Below are 14,624 nucleotides of genomic sequence, written 5' to 3'. Positions count from 1 at the left end.
GTGTTTGGCGCGAAGTGTTCAGTCGCCGCGTGTTCAGTAGCGCGGGCGCCTGAACCACTCGGCGCTGGCCCGCTTGGCGGCGAAGACGATCAGCAGGATGGAGACGATGATGACGAGCAGGCCGAGACCGTAGACGGCGAGCGTGAAGATGCCGGTGACGATCGCGAACGACCCGTAGACGATCGAGCAGACCCGGACCCCGTTGCCGCCCCTCGCATACTGCAGCAGCAGGGCGAGGCCGAGGAGCGCGAAGACGGCGGCCAGGGCGAGGAAGAAGACGACGACGCCCTTGCCCAGGTCGGCGTACCGCTCCGCCTCGGTGTCCCCGGTGATGCCCGCTTCCAGCATCGTCTCGTCCCAGCGCGACAGCGCGTAGCCGTAGACACCGGCGACGATCAGGTGGGCGAGGACGATCACGCCGAGCATGATCTGCGCCGCGCGCGTGATGCCCGGCATCTGCACCGGCCCGGGCGCGTAGCCGCCGCCGTACGGCTGCTGCACCGGAGGGGCCGCGGGGTAGCCGTAGCCGGGCTGGCCCTGGGGCTGCTGGGGATAGCCGTAGTTCGGCTGCTGGCCGCCCTGGGGCGGGCCGTAGGGGTTGTTCGGGTCGCCGAAACTCATGGCGGTCCTTCCTCCGATGTGCTCCTGTGCGGGGACGCGCGGCATGGTGCGGAGGAAGTTCTACAGATGCGGTTCGTCCCCCCGGTACAGTCCGCGGCACTGTGCCGCCCCATCGTTCTTGACCCAGCCGTTACTTGTCCAGCCGCGGTCACCAGGTGTTGTGCAAGTGCAACATCGCTGATCACGACCGGATACGGCGGGACCCGTCCCGGCCTGCCCGGGGCGCCCCCCGTCGGCGCCCGCACGGCGGCCGGATTGGAACAGGGGGCCGGTCATCCGCGAGGATGGGGGCATGACCGCCCAGATTCTCGATGGCAAGGCCACCGCAGCCGCGATCAAGTCCGAACTGGCCGCCCGCGTGGCGGCGCTGAAGGAGAAGGGCGTCACGCCCGGCCTCGGCACCGTCCTGGTCGGTGACGACCCCGGCAGCCAGAAGTACGTCGCGGGCAAGCACCGCGACTGCGCCCAGGTCGGCATCGCCTCCATCCAGCGTGAACTGCCCGGCACGGCGACGCAGGAGGAGATCGAGACGGTCGTCCGTGAACTGAACGAGGACCCGGCCTGCACCGGCTACATCGTCCAGCTGCCGCTGCCCAAGGGCATCGACGAGAACCGCATCCTCGAACTGATGGACCCGGACAAGGACGCCGACGGCCTCCACCCGATGAACCTCGGCCGCCTCGTGCTGAACGAGCCGGCGCCGCTGCCCTGCACCCCCAACGGCATCCTCACCCTCCTGCGCCGCTACGGCGTGGAGATCAAGGGCGCCGAGGTCGTGGTCGTCGGCCGCGGCGTCACCATCGGCCGCCCGATGCCGCTGCTGCTCACCCGCCGCAGCGAGAACGCCACCGTGACCCAGTGCCACACCGGCACCCGTGACCTGTCCGCCCACCTCAAGCGCGCGGACATCATCGTCGCCGCGGCCGGCTCCCCGCACCTGGTCCGCCCCGAGGACGTCAAGCCCGGCGCGGCCGTCCTCGACGTCGGTGTCTCGCGCAACGCCGAGGGCAAGATCCTCGGCGACGTCCACCCGGACGTGGCCGAGGTGGCCGCCTGGATCTCCCCGAACCCCGGCGGCGTCGGCCCGATGACCAGGGCCCAGCTGCTCGTCAACGTGGTCGAGGCGGCGGAGCGCAGTGCCGGCTGAGGGGCGGAGCACGGTGCCGGCCGAGGGGAAGAAGGGGACCGAGGGCGACGACGAGCGCCCGGAGGACGAGCTCACCGTCCGGGATCCCGTCAGCGCGCCCGACGCCGAGGGCAGACCGCGGCGCGCCACCCGGCGCTTCCCGCTCTTCACGCGCGACACCGCGCGCCCCGAGGGCGGCGGCCGGGCCGCGCCCCGTGACGCCCCGGCGCCCGCCCGGCAGTGGCCGGTGCTCACGGTGGTGACCCTCGTCGGGATCGGTCTGCTGCTGACCGCGCTGGACGTCTTCCGCTGGGGCACGCTGCTGATCGGCGTGGCGCTGCTGGTCGGCGCCGCGCTGCGCTGGGCGGTGCCCGACGTCGGCATGCTCGCGGTGCGTTCGCGCTTCACGGACATCACCACGTACGCCCTCCTGGGGCTCTGCATCTCCCTGCTGGCGCTGATGGCGCAGCCGAAGCCGGTGCTGCAGATCCCGTTCCTCAAGGACACCCTGCACTTCACGGTCAGCCAGTAACCGGCCCGCGTACGGCGGCCCGTCCTCCACCCCCGTGGGAGAACGGGCCGCCGCCGCGACCAACCCTCCTGCACGCGGAACGCCCTGTTCAACGCCTGACGGGGCGCTGTGGCACGGAAGTGACCGTTCCGCTACGGAGTCCGTGAATGGCGGGGTCGGTGTGCCGGGCGTGACCGCACATGTGCGTTCCGTGTGCCGAAGTGCCGACAAGTTCGCGGATGTGCCCCCAAGTCGCCCAACGGCGGGGCTAGCGTGGTCGATCGGGACGGTCCGGGACGTCCCGTACGGCGGTCGGGGGTCGTTCCGTACGACGGCAGGGGTTCCGTTCGATGCACGGGAACGCCGGTGGGAGACTGGACCACGGACCAGCGGGCGTGCGACGGTGCATGCTCGCGGCCTGTGTGCTCCTGTGCGCCCCCACCCCGGGAACTGAGATCCTGACCGGGCGCATCCCTGTGGGTAGCCAGAACGGGGACTCGGCGCGGGACGCCGCGCGCGAGGACCGCGGGGGAACGAGCGGGGAAAGAAACAGCACGTCACCGGGGGGAAGAGGGGGAAGCAATGCCTCGTTGGAAGGCCTTGCCGGAGGAACTCGATCCGCAGATCAGAGAGTTCGCCAGTCAGTTGCGCCGGCTCGTGGACCGCAGCGAGCTGAGCATCGCGTCGCTGGCCGATGCCACGGGCTACAGCAAGACGTCCTGGGAGCGCTATCTGAACGGCCGGCTGCTCGCGCCCAAGGGCGCGATCGTGGCCCTGGCCGAGGTGACGGGGACCAATCCCGTCCACCTGACCACCATGTGGGAGCTGGCCGAGCGGGCCTGGAGCCGCTCGGAGATGCGCCACGACATGACCATGGAGGCCATCCGGATCTCGCAGGCGCGTGCCGCGCTCGGTGAACTGGGCACGCCCGCGGCCGGCTCCCGGAACGGCCGGAGCGGCAAGGCGGGCCGGCACGGGGGCGGTGCGGCGGCGAAGCCGGGGATCGCCGGGCCTGCCGGTGTGGCGCCCACGCTGCCGCCGACGACGGTCCCCGCGCAGCCGACGGCCGCCGACAGCCCCGACTCGGCCGTCGGTCCGGTTCGGGGCGGCGGTGCGCCCGGCGGGCTCCCGGGCACGTCCTCCGGCGGTCCCTCCGACGGCAACTCGTGGGGGATCGCGGGATACCGGGGGCCGGCACCGACCGGCGAGCGCGCGCCGCGCAACGGGACCCGGGCCGGTTCCGTCTCCGGTTCGGGGGCGTACGCGGGCGGTCCGGCCGCCGCCGCGCCGGTGCCGGGCGGCCACGGGGCCCCGGGCACCCACGGCCGGCCCCCGCAGGGCGGCTCCGGGGCGCGGAACGGTGCCTCGGGGGGCGGCAAGCGGATGGGGACGTTCGTCGCGGGTGTCGTCGGCGTGCTCGTCGTGGTCGCCGGCGCCTTCCTCCTCCTCAACGGCGGCGGCGACAAGAAGAACGAGGGCACCAAGCCGTCCCCGTCGCCCACCGTGAGCACCAACCCCCAGCTGCCGCCCGGGGTGAAGTGCAGCGGCGACCAGTGCACCGGCAAGGACCCCGAGACCATGGGCTGCGGCGGCGAGCTGGTGACCACCGCCGCGACGGCCACCGTCGGCACGGCGTCCGTCGAGGTCCGCTACAGCAAGACCTGCGGCGCCGCGTGGGCCCGCGTCACCCAGGCCGGCCAGGGCGACGAGGTCCGGGTCAGCGCGGGCGGCAAGAACGAGCAGACGGGCAGCGTCGCCGGCGCCGGTGACACGGTCGCTTACACCCCGATGGTGGCGGTGAAGACCGCGGCCGACGCCAAGGCGTGCGTGACCCTGGCCGCGGGCGGCAAGGGCTGCACGGACTGAGCCCCCCAGTCCCACCCGGCCCGGGCCTCGTGCCCGGGCCGTCCCGGGCCGCATCTCGGACGGCGATGCGAGGGGCCGTTCGGGGGAACCGCGGGCGTCCGGAAGAAAATCTTCCTGTCATAGGCATGGGCGGCGGAGTCGCGGGCACGCGACAGGTATCCCCCCACGGGAGTCCGGCAACGGTCCCCGAACGGCGGTCGCCTCAGTCCCTCCCTCTCCCGGACCAGGCGGCCGCCTCTTCCTGTCCGCGGCCGGCGCACCGCATGGCCCCTCCGGGTGACCGGAAGCGGTGCTGTGGGGTGGGCCACACCGACCCCGACGTCCCGGACAGCGCGGGCGCGATAGCCTGACCGCTGGATCTCTCTTGACGCCAAGAGATCGATCATCCGTCGGTGATCCATCCGCACCGGTGATCGATCATCACGGCGGGCCGGTCACGAGCCGGAGCGGGATCCCGCACCCCGGGGCAGGGACCGCCCCACCGCCAGCTGTCATACGGAGAACGCCATGACCCGCACTCCCGTGAACGTCACCGTCACCGGCGCGGCCGGCCAGATCGGTTACGCCCTGCTCTTCCGCATCGCCTCCGGCCAGCTGCTCGGCGCGGACGTGCCGGTCAAGCTGCGCCTCCTGGAGATCACTCCGGCGCTCAAGGCCGCCGAGGGCACCGCGATGGAGCTGGACGACTGCGCGTTCCCGCTCCTGCAGGGCATCGAGATCACCGACGACCCGAACGTGGCCTTCGACGGCGCCAACGTCGCCCTCCTCGTCGGCGCCCGCCCCCGCACCAAGGGCATGGAGCGCGGTGACCTCCTCGAGGCCAACGGCGGCATCTTCAAGCCGCAGGGCAAGGCCATCAACGACCACGCCGCGGACGACATCAAGGTCCTCGTCGTCGGCAACCCGGCCAACACCAACGCCCTGATCGCCCAGGCCGCCGCCCCGGACGTACCGGCCGAGCGCTTCACCGCGATGACCCGCCTCGACCACAACCGCGCGCTGACCCAGCTCGCGAAGAAGACGGGCTCGACGGTCGCCGACATCAAGCGCCTGACCATCTGGGGCAACCACTCCGCCACCCAGTACCCGGACATCTTCCACGCCACGGTCGCCGGCAAGAACGCCGCCGAGGTCGTCAACGACGAGAAGTGGCTGGCCGACGACTTCATCCCGACCGTCGCCAAGCGCGGCGCGGCCATCATCGAGGCCCGTGGCGCGTCCTCGGCCGCCTCCGCCGCCAACGCCGCCATCGACCACGTGTACACGTGGGTCAACGGCACCGTCGAGGGCGACTGGACCTCCATGGGCATCCCGTCCGACGGCTCCTACGGCGTCCCGGAGGGCCTGATCTCCTCCTTCCCGGTCACCACCAAGGACGGGAAGTACGAGATCGTCCAGGGCCTGGACATCAACGAGTTCTCCCGCGCCCGCATCGACGCCTCCGTCAAGGAGCTGTCGGACGAGCGCGAGGCGGTTCGCGGTCTCGGCCTCCTCTGAGCCGATCCGCTCCGCGGGCCGTACGTCACGACCCCGCACGGGCTCCGTTCCGGTTTCGGCCGGAACGGAGCCCGTTGCCGTTTTCGCCGCTACCTTCGGAACACCGGGTTCGACGTGTTCGGGGGTACGGATGAACGGCTGGCAGCGCGACGGTGCGGAGTCGGAGCCGGAGCCGGAGCCGGAGTCGCGAGCGGGGGCGCAGGCGGAGCCGGAATCGGGCTCGGGCCACGGGCCGAGTGAGGAGAGAGGCCGGGCGGCCTGGACCCCGGACGGCGGGGACGGCGCGGACGGGCCGGTCGAACCGCCCGCCTGGGCCTCCGCCCAGACCCGCACGAGCCTCACGCCGCCGCCCCCGCTGCCGTCCCGATGGACCCCCGCCCCGGCACCGCCGCCCGGCACGCCCGACGCCGGAGGCGCGACGCCCGCCGCGCCCGCCGCCACGGCCCCGGCACCCGCCGGCCCCGCGCCCGCGGCCCCGTGGATCTCGGCCCCCGCCGGTTCCGTGCCCGTGACCCCGTGGGCCCGGGACCCCGCCGGTTCCGCGCCCGCGGCCCCTTGGGTACCGGACTCCGCCGGTTCCCCGCCCGCGGTCCCTTGGGTACCGGACTCCGCCGGTTCCGCACCCGCGGTCCCGTGGGCCCGGGCCCCCGCCGGTTCCGCGTCCGCGGCCCCTTGGGTACCGGACTCCGCCGGTTCCCCGCCCGCGGTCCCGTGGGCCCGGGACTCCGGCGACTCCGCGCCCGTGACCCCCTGGGGCCCCGGCCCCGCCAGCCCGTCGCCCACCGCGCCGGGGGCGCCCCCGGCCCCCTGGACGTACGGACCTCAGCCCGCCCCCGCCGCGCCCCCGTACCAGCCGCCGCCCCCCGGACCGGGCACCGGCTCCGGGCTCGGGCTGCGCCGGGTGCTGGTCGCCCTGACCGCGACGGCCGTCCTCGGCGCGGGCGTCGGCGCCGGGGCCTGGGCGCTCACCCGCGACGACGGCACCGACCGGGCGGGCGACAACCGGGCCACGGGCGTCACCGTCACCGATGCCCCGACGGCCCCGGCCTCGGACACCGCGCCGGCCTCCGCCGCACCGGTGACCTCACCGGCCACCTCCTCCTCCTCCGCCACCACCGCATCCGTATCCCCGCCCGCCGCCCCCGGCTACCGCCGCGCCCAGGACCCCGTCGGCTACGCGATCACCGTCCCGGAGGGCTGGCGGCGCCACGAGAAGCAGGGCGAGTCCGCCGCCGTCGTGACCTACGACTCCCCGGACGGCGGCCGCCAGCTGCAGATCTTCGCGCTGGTGGAGGAGACCCCGGCCGCCTCCCTGGACCTGGCCGAGAACGCCACCGGCTACGGATTCGCCCGACAGCCCGGCTACCGCGCCCTCACCCGCAGCTCGGGCGGCGACGCGTTCTCCGAGCTCGTCTACCGCTACGACGACGAGGACCGCGGCCCCCGCCAGGTGATCGACCACCGCTTCCGGGCCGCCGACGGCACCCTCTACGCCATCCGTTCCAGCGGTCCCGAGACGCTCGACGGCGCGCTGCTGCGCGAGCCGCTCACCACGGCGGTGGACTCCTTCTGTCCGGCCGGCGGGGAGTGCGCCTGACGGCGGCGAAGACATGTCCGTGTTTCGCCGCTTTCGCCCTTCTTCCTCGTGACCCACCCCACGTTCGGGCATCGATCCTGCATGCAACAGGGGGAAGGGGGCAGGGGCTCCCGGTCCCGAGAGTGACATGCGTGTGACGCAGGGACACGGAACAGGAACGGAAGGCAGTACCGGATCATGGCGAACAGAACGGAAACCCGGGCGGCGCGGGCGCACCGGACCATTCACGCGGGCGGCGAGTGGCGGGAAGCGTCCTCCGGCGCGACGCGCGAGATCCTCGACCCCGCGGACGCCCTGCCCTTCGCCGTGGTCGCGGAGGGCGACGAGAAGGACACCGACCTCGCGGTGGCCGCCGCCCGGCGCGCCTTCGACGCCGGCGACTGGCCGCGTACCCCGGTCGCCGAACGCGCCGCCCTGCTGCGCCGCGTCGCCGACCTGCTCGTCCGCGACCGCGAGGAGCTCGGCCTGCTGGAGAGCCGCGACGCGGGCAAGACCGTCGAAGAGGGCCGGGTCGACATCGACTGCGTCGCCGACGCCTTCCGCTACTTCGCGGACCTGGTCGCCGGCGAGGCCCCCGGCCGGGTCGTCGACGCGGGCTCGCCCGACGTCCACAGCGTCGTCGTGCACGAGCCGGTCGGCGTCTGCGCGATGATCACCCCCTGGAACTACCCGCTGCTCCAGGCCAGTTGGAAGATCGCGCCCGCGCTCGCCGCCGGCAACACGTTCGTGATCAAGCCCAGCGAGATCACCCCGCTCACCACCGTCGCCCTGATCGACCTGCTGGTCGAGGCCGGACTCCCCACCGGCGTCGCCAACATCGTCACCGGCCCCGGCCACTCGGTCGGCGCCCGGCTCGCCGAGCACCCCGACGTCGACCTGGTCTCCTTCACCGGCGGCCTGGTCAGCGGCACCAAGGTCGCGCAGGCCGCCGCCGTCACCGTCAAGAAGGTCGCCCTCGAACTCGGCGGCAAGAACCCCAACGTCGTCTTCGCCGACGCCTGCGAGACCGAGGGGGGCTTCGACACCGCCGTCGACCAGGCCCTCAACGCCGCCTTCATCCACAGCGGCCAGGTCTGCTCCGCGGGTGGCCGCCTCATCGTGGAGGAGTCGGTCCGCGAACGCTTCGTCGCCGAACTCGCCCGCCGCGCCGGGAGGATCCGCCTCGGCCGCGGCACCGAGGACGGCGTCGAGTGCGGCCCGCTCGTCTCCGAGCAGCAGCGCGCCAGGACCGAGGACTACGTCGCCTCCGCCCTCGCCGAGGGCGCCGTCCTGCGCTGCGGCGGCAAGCGCCCCGAGCCGTCCCCCGAGCGGCCCGAGAGCGGCTACTTCTACGAGCCGACCGTCCTCGACCAGTGCCACCGCGAGATGCGGGTCGTCCGCGAGGAGGTCTTCGGACCGGTCCTGACCGTGGAGACCTTCCGCACCGAGGACGAGGCCGTCGCCCTCGCCAACGACACCGAGTACGGACTCGCCGGCGCCGTCTGGACCGCCGACGCGGGCCGCGCCCGCCGGGTCGCCGGCCGGCTGCGGCACGGCACCGTCTGGATCAACGACTTCCACCCCTACCTGCCGCAGGCGGAGTGGGGCGGCTTCGGCAAGAGCGGCGTCGGCCGTGAGCTGGGCCCCGCGGGCCTGGCCGAGTACCGCGAGACCAAGCACGTCTACCAGAACCTCGCGCCGCGGCCCGTCCGCTGGTTCGCCGGCTGACCTCCCCGCTCACCTCTCCCCGTCCCCACGCCCTTCTGGAGTACCCCCATGCCCGAGACCCCCCAGGTCTACGACTACGTCGTCATCGGCGGTGGCACCGCAGGCTCCGTCGTCGCCGCCCGCCTCACCGAGAACCCGGACGTCACCGTCGCCGTCATCGAGGGCGGCCCTAGCGACGTCGGCCGCGACGACGTGCTGACCCTGCGCCGCTGGATGGGCCTGCTCGGCGGCGAGCTCGACTACGACTACCCCACCACCGAGCAGCCTCGCGGCAACTCCCACATCCGGCACAGCCGCGCCCGCGTCCTCGGCGGCTGCTCCTCCCACAACACCCTCATCGCCTTCAAGCCGCTGCCGTCCGACTGGGACGAGTGGGAGGCCGCGGGCGCCAAGGGCTGGGGCGCGGTGCAGATGGAGGCGTACTTCGCCCGGCTGGAGAACAACATCGTCGCGGTCGACGAGAAGGACCGGAACGCCATCGCCCGCGACTTCGTCGACGCGGCGCAGAAGGCGCTCGAGGTGCCCCGCGTCGAGGGCTTCAACAAGAAGCCGTTCACCGAGGGCGTCGGCTTCTTCGACCTGGCCTACCACCCGGAGAACAACAAGCGTTCGTCGGCCTCGGTGGCGTACCTGCACCCGGTGATGGACGAGCGGGCCAACCTCACCGTCATGCTGGAGACCTGGGCGTACAAGCTGGAGCTGGACGGCACCCGCGCCGAGGGCGTCCACGTCCGCACCAAGGACGGCGAGGAGATCCTGGTCAAGGCACGCAACGAGGTCGTGCTCTGTGCCGGAGCCGTCGACTCGCCGCGTCTGCTGCTGCACTCCGGCATCGGGCCCCGCGAGGACCTCGAGGCGCTCGGCATACCCGTGGCGCTCGACCTGCCCGGCGTCGGCGAGAACCTGCTCGACCACCCCGAGTCGGTGATCGTGTGGGAGACGAACGGCCCCATCCCGGAGAACTCCGCGATGGACTCCGACGCCGGTCTGTTCGTGCGCCGCGACCCCGAACACGCGGGCCCCGACCTGATGTTCCACTTCTACCAGATCCCGTTCACGGACAACCCGGAGCGACTGGGCTACGAGCGACCGGAGTTCGGCGTCTCCATGACCCCGAACATCCCCAAGCCGAAGAGTCGCGGCCGCCTCTACCTCACCAGCGCCGACCCGGAGGTCAAGCCCGCCCTCGACTTCCGCTACTTCACCGACGAGGACGACTACGACGGCCGCACCCTGGTCGACGGCATCCGCATCGCCCGTGAGATCGCCACGACCGAGCCGCTCGCGCACTGGCTCAAGCGCGAGGTCTGCCCCGGTCCGGACATCACCGGCGACGAGGAGCTGAGCGAGTACGCGCGCAAGGTCGCGCACACCGTCTACCACCCGGCGGGCACCTGCCGGATGGGCGCCGCCGACGACGAGCAGGCCGTCGTCGACCCCGAACTGCGCATCCGCGGCCTGGACGGCATCCGCGTCGCCGACGCCTCCGTCTTCCCGACCATGCCCGCCGTGAACCCGATGATCGGCGTCCTCATGGTCGGGGAACGTGCCGTCGAGCTGATCGGTGGTGATGCCCGATGACCGCCACCGTCAACGGCACCACGCAGGTGCGGCCGCCGGTCTTCTCCGTGGACGGCCTGTGGAAGGTCTTCGGCCCGAAGGCCGCCAGTGTCCCCGGCGACCCGGAGCTGACCGCCCTGACCCCGGCCGAGCTGCGCTCCCGCACCGGCTGCACGGCCGCTGTCCGCGACGTCTCCTTCGACGTCCGCAAGGGCGAGGTCTTCGTCGTCATGGGCCTGTCCGGCTCCGGCAAGTCCACGCTGGTGCGCTGCCTGACCCGGCTGATCGAGCCGACCGCGGGCACCATCGCCATCGACGGCGAGGACGTCCGCGCCATGGACCGGTCCCGGCTGCGCGAACTGCGCCGGCACCGCGCCGCGATGGTCTTCCAGCACTTCGGCCTGCTCCCGCACCGCACGGTCCTCGACAACGTGGCGTACGGCCTGGAGGTCCAGGGCATGGGCCGCGCGGAGCGCCGCGAACGCGCCGCCGCGATCGTCGCCAAGGTCGGCCTGGAGGGTCTGGAGCACCGCCGCCCCGGCCAGCTCTCCGGCGGCCAGCGCCAGCGCGTCGGCCTCGCCCGCGCCCTCGCCGTCGACCCCGAGGTGCTGCTCTTCGACGAGCCGTTCAGCGCGCTCGACCCGCTGATCCGGCGGGAGATGCAGGAGGAGGTCGTCCGGCTGCACCGCGAGGAGGGCCGCACGATGGTCTTCATCACCCACGACCTCCAGGAAGCCCTGAAGCTGGGCGACCGCATCGCCCTGATGCGCGACGGCCGCGTCGTGCAGCTCGGCACCCCGGAAGAGATCGTCGGCTCGCCCGCCGACGACTACGTCCGTGAGTTCGTCCGTGACGTCCCGCGCGAGCAGGTCCTGACGGTCCGTACGGCCATGCGCCCCGCCTCCTCCTCCGACGAGGCCGGCACCGGACCCGCGCTGCGCCCCGAGGCCACGGTCACGGAGGCCATCGAGGCGGTGGCCCGCGCCGGCTCCCCGGCCCGTGTGATGTCCGACGGCCGCTGCCTGGGCGTGATCGACGCGGACGCCCTGCTGTCGGTGGTGGCGGGCACATCGGACACCCCCGCCGCCGCAGGCGCCGCACCCGCCCCCGCCCCCGCAGCGGACGCGGCAGCGGCACCGGCACCGGCCCGGCGCCGTGAGCCGACCGTCCCCGCCCCCGGCGGCGGCGCCCTCGCACAGCCCGAGCGCCGCGAGCCGGCCGCCCCCAGCGAGGAGCCGGTCTGATGGCAACGATCACCGCAACGTCCCAGAAGGTGTCGCCGCCGGGTGTCCTCACCCACCCCGCCGCTCGCAAGCTCCTCACGCTCGCCGTGGCCGCCGCCGTCCTCGTCCCCCTCGCCGTCACCCAGTGGCCCGGCGCCACCTGGCCCGCCGCCCTCACCGTCGACGTCTCCGCCCCGCTCGGCAGCGCCAGCGACTGGATCATCGACAACCGCGACAGCCACCCTCTCTTCCTCTACTTCTTCGGCCACGTCAGCAACGCCGTCACCATCGCCGTACGCGCCGTCTACCTCGCCCTCCTCGCCGTCGGCTGGGCCGGGGTCACCGCGATCGGCGCCCTGGCCGCCTGGCGCGCGGCCGGCGTGAAGCTGGCGCTGGGCACCGCCGCCGCGTTCCTGGCCTGCGGCCTGCTCGGCATGTGGGTGCCGACCATGCAGACCCTCGCCCTGATGGTCGTCGCCGTCCTCGCGTCGGTCGCCGTGGGCGCCCTGCTGGGCCTCGCCGCCGGCCTGTCCGACCGGATGGACCGCGTCCTGCGTCCCGTGCTCGACACCATGCAGGTGCTGCCCGCCTTCGCCTACCTCCTCCCCGTCGTCCTGGTCTTCGGCATCGGCGTCCCCGCCGCCGTCCTGGCCACCGTCGTCTACGCCGCCCCGCCCATGGCCCGGCTCACCGCCCTCGGCCTGCGCGGCGCCGACAAGGAGGTCCTGGAGGCCGTCGAGTCCCTCGGCACCACCGCCCGCCAGCGGCTGCTGACCGCGCGCCTCCCGCTGGCCCGCAAGGAACTCCTCCTCGGCCTCAACCAGACGATCATGATGGCGCTGTCCATGGCCGTCATCGCCTCCGTCATCGGCGCCGGCGGCCTCGGCGACCGCGTCTACCAGGCGCTCGCCTCCGTCGACGTCGGAGCCGCCCTCGCGGCCGGCATCCCGATCGTGCTGCTCGCCGTCGTCCTGGACCGCGTCACCGGCGCGGCGGGGGAGCGGCTGACAGAGACCCGCAAGTCCCCGGTGACCTGGCTCTACGCCCTCGTCGCCGCCGTCGTCGTGGCGGTCGCCGGACGTCTCGCCGGCCTCCTCGACTGGCCCGAGGCGTGGGAGGTGGACATCGCCGAGCCCGTCAACCGGGCCGTCGACTGGATGACCGCGCACCTCTACTCCGGCGTCCCCGTCGTCGGCGGCACCGCGGACTGGGCCGCCCACTTCACGAGCTGGGTCCTCAACCCGCTGCGGGACGGCCTCCAGTGGCTGCCCTGGTGGTCCGTGCTGCTGATCGTCGCCGCCCTGGCCTGGCTGATCGGCACCTGGCGCACGGCCCTCACCGCCGTCCTCGCCATGGCCGCGATCGGCGTGCTCGGCGTGTGGAACCCGTCCCTGGACACGCTCTCCCAGGTGCTGGCCGCCGTAGCCGTGACCCTGGTCATCGGCTTCGCCACCGGCATCGCCGCCGCCCGCAGCGACCGCTTCGAACGCCTGCTGCGGCCCGTCCTGGACGTCTTCCAGACGATGCCGCAGTTCGTGTACCTGATCCCGGTCGTCGCCCTGTTCGGCGTGGGCCGCGCCCCGGCCGTCGCCGCCGCGGTCGTCTACGCCCTCCCGGCCGTCGTCCGCATCACCACCCAGGGGCTGCGCCAGGTCGACCCGGCCGCGATGGAGTCGGCGCGCTCGCTCGGCGCGACCAGCGGACAGCAACTGCGCCAGGTCCAGCTCCCGCTGGCCCGCCGGTCCCTGCTGCTCGCCGTCAACCAGGGTGTCGTCCTCGTCCTCGCCGTCGTCATCATCGGCGGCCTGGTCGGCGGTGGCGCGCTCGGCTACCAGGTCGTCTTCGGCCTGGCCCAGGGCGACCTGGCGACCGGCCTGGTGGCCGGAGCGGCGATCGTCTGCCTCGGCCTGATGCTCGACCGGGTCACCCAGCCCACCGGACGCCGTACGAAGAAGGGAGCCTGAGATGTCCCGCAAGCGGATCACGGCGGCCGCCGCCGTGCTGGTGCTGGCCACCGGCTGCGGCGCCGCCGACATGACCAAGCAGGCCTCCCCGTTCGCGAACGCCCAGGGCGCGAAGACCGTCACCCTGTCCGTGCAGTCCTGGGTCGGCGCCCAGGCCAACGTGGCCGTCGCCCAGTACCTGCTGGAGCACGAGCTCGGCTACCGCGTCGACACCGTCCAGGTCGACGAGGTCCCCGCCTGGGACGCGCTCAGCCAGGGCCGGGTCGACGCCATCCTGGAGGACTGGGGACACCCCGAGCAGGAACAGCGCTACGTCGCGGACAAGAAGACCATCGCCGCCGGCGGCGACCTCGGCGTCACCGGGCACATCGGCTGGTTCGTCCCCACGTACTTCGCGAAGAAGCACCCGGACGTCACCGACTGGAAGAACCTGGACAAGTACGCCGAGCTGCTGCGCACCGCCGAGAGCGGCGGCAAGGGCCAGCTGATGGACGGCTCCCCGTCCTACGTCACCAACGACAAGGCGCTGGTGAAGAACCTGGGCCTGGACTACCAGGTCGTCTTCGCCGGCTCCGAGGCCGCCCAGATCACCCAGATGAAGCAGTTCGCCAAGGAGAAGAAGCCCTTCCTGACCTACTGGTACACGCCCCAGTGGCTGTTCGAGAAGGTCCCGATGACCGAGGTGAAGCTGCCGCCGTACAAGGAGGGCTGCGACGCCGACCCGGAGAAGGTCGACTGCGCCTATCCGGTCACGCCGCTGCAGAAGTACCTCAACGCCGGCTTCGCCAAGAACGGCGGCAAGGCGGCGGAGTTCCTCAGGAACTTCCGGTGGACGACCGAGGATCAGAACCAGGTCTCCCTGATGATCGCCGAGCAGAAGATGCGGCCCGAGGAGGCGGCGAAGAAGTGGGTGGACAGCCACGAGTCCGTCTGGCGGAAGTGGCTGCCCTGA

General features: G+C 73.1%; 11 protein-coding genes. 10 read left to right on the top strand and 1 reads right to left on the bottom strand.

Annotated elements, in window-relative coordinates:
* Positions 1 to 33: 33 nt before the first annotated feature.
* Entirely contained in the window at positions 34 to 621 is a 588-nt protein-coding gene (locus ACIRG6_RS12300) for a single stranded DNA-binding domain-containing protein (protein ID WP_318214117.1), read from the bottom strand.
* Between the two features lie 292 nt (positions 622 to 913).
* Between ACIRG6_RS12300 and ACIRG6_RS12295 the strand changes: the two genes are divergently transcribed.
* The 10 genes from ACIRG6_RS12295 (at position 914) to ACIRG6_RS12250 (ending at position 14,624) form a co-directional block, all read left to right on the top strand.
* Complete coding sequence (locus ACIRG6_RS12295) at positions 914 to 1,768, top strand: bifunctional methylenetetrahydrofolate dehydrogenase/methenyltetrahydrofolate cyclohydrolase (protein WP_403322338.1); 855 nt, start codon at positions 914 to 916, stop codon at positions 1,766 to 1,768.
* Positions 1,769 to 1,781: 13 nt separating this feature from the next.
* The gene (locus ACIRG6_RS12290; RefSeq protein WP_364676551.1) at positions 1,782 to 2,279 is read left to right on the top strand and encodes a DUF3017 domain-containing protein; all 498 of its coding nucleotides are present in this window, start codon (positions 1,782 to 1,784) and stop codon (positions 2,277 to 2,279) included.
* Between the two features lie 561 nt (positions 2,280 to 2,840).
* Positions 2,841 to 4,124 (top strand): XRE family transcriptional regulator, encoded by a 1,284-nt coding sequence (locus ACIRG6_RS12285; RefSeq protein ID WP_403322336.1) that lies wholly within the window; start codon positions 2,841 to 2,843, stop codon positions 4,122 to 4,124.
* A 507-nt stretch (positions 4,125 to 4,631) separates the two neighbouring features.
* Positions 4,632 to 5,621 (top strand): malate dehydrogenase, encoded by a 990-nt coding sequence (locus ACIRG6_RS12280; protein WP_403322334.1) that lies wholly within the window; start codon positions 4,632 to 4,634, stop codon positions 5,619 to 5,621.
* A 742-nt stretch (positions 5,622 to 6,363) separates the two neighbouring features.
* The gene (locus tag ACIRG6_RS12275) at positions 6,364 to 7,218 is read left to right on the top strand and encodes a hypothetical protein (RefSeq protein WP_403322332.1); all 855 of its coding nucleotides are present in this window, start codon (positions 6,364 to 6,366) and stop codon (positions 7,216 to 7,218) included.
* A 177-nt stretch (positions 7,219 to 7,395) separates the two neighbouring features.
* A complete protein-coding gene (locus tag ACIRG6_RS12270; protein WP_403322330.1) occupies positions 7,396 to 8,925 on the top strand; it encodes an aldehyde dehydrogenase family protein in 1,530 nt (509 codons plus the stop codon).
* Positions 8,926 to 8,973: 48 nt separating this feature from the next.
* On the top strand, positions 8,974 to 10,506 hold the full coding sequence (locus ACIRG6_RS12265; protein WP_364676563.1) for a GMC family oxidoreductase: 1,533 nt from the start codon (positions 8,974 to 8,976) through the stop codon (positions 10,504 to 10,506).
* Complete coding sequence (locus tag ACIRG6_RS12260; RefSeq protein ID WP_403322328.1) at positions 10,503 to 11,729, top strand: quaternary amine ABC transporter ATP-binding protein; 1,227 nt, start codon at positions 10,503 to 10,505, stop codon at positions 11,727 to 11,729. The genes ACIRG6_RS12265 and ACIRG6_RS12260 overlap by 4 nt, the downstream gene beginning before the upstream one ends.
* Positions 11,729 to 13,672 carry an ABC transporter permease gene (locus ACIRG6_RS12255; RefSeq protein WP_403322325.1) on the top strand — a complete coding sequence of 648 codons (1,944 nt, stop codon included), beginning with the start codon at positions 11,729 to 11,731 and terminating at the stop codon, positions 13,670 to 13,672. The genes ACIRG6_RS12260 and ACIRG6_RS12255 overlap by 1 nt, the downstream gene beginning before the upstream one ends.
* A gap of 1 nt (position 13,673) precedes the next feature.
* Positions 13,674 to 14,624 (top strand): ABC transporter substrate-binding protein, encoded by a 951-nt coding sequence (locus tag ACIRG6_RS12250; protein ID WP_403322322.1) that lies wholly within the window; start codon positions 13,674 to 13,676, stop codon positions 14,622 to 14,624.

Source organism: Streptomyces flaveolus, from assembly GCF_044765825.1.
GTDB lineage: Bacteria > Actinomycetota > Actinomycetes > Streptomycetales > Streptomycetaceae > Streptomyces > Streptomyces flaveolus.
This window is presented reverse-complemented; position numbering and strand designations above follow the sequence as displayed.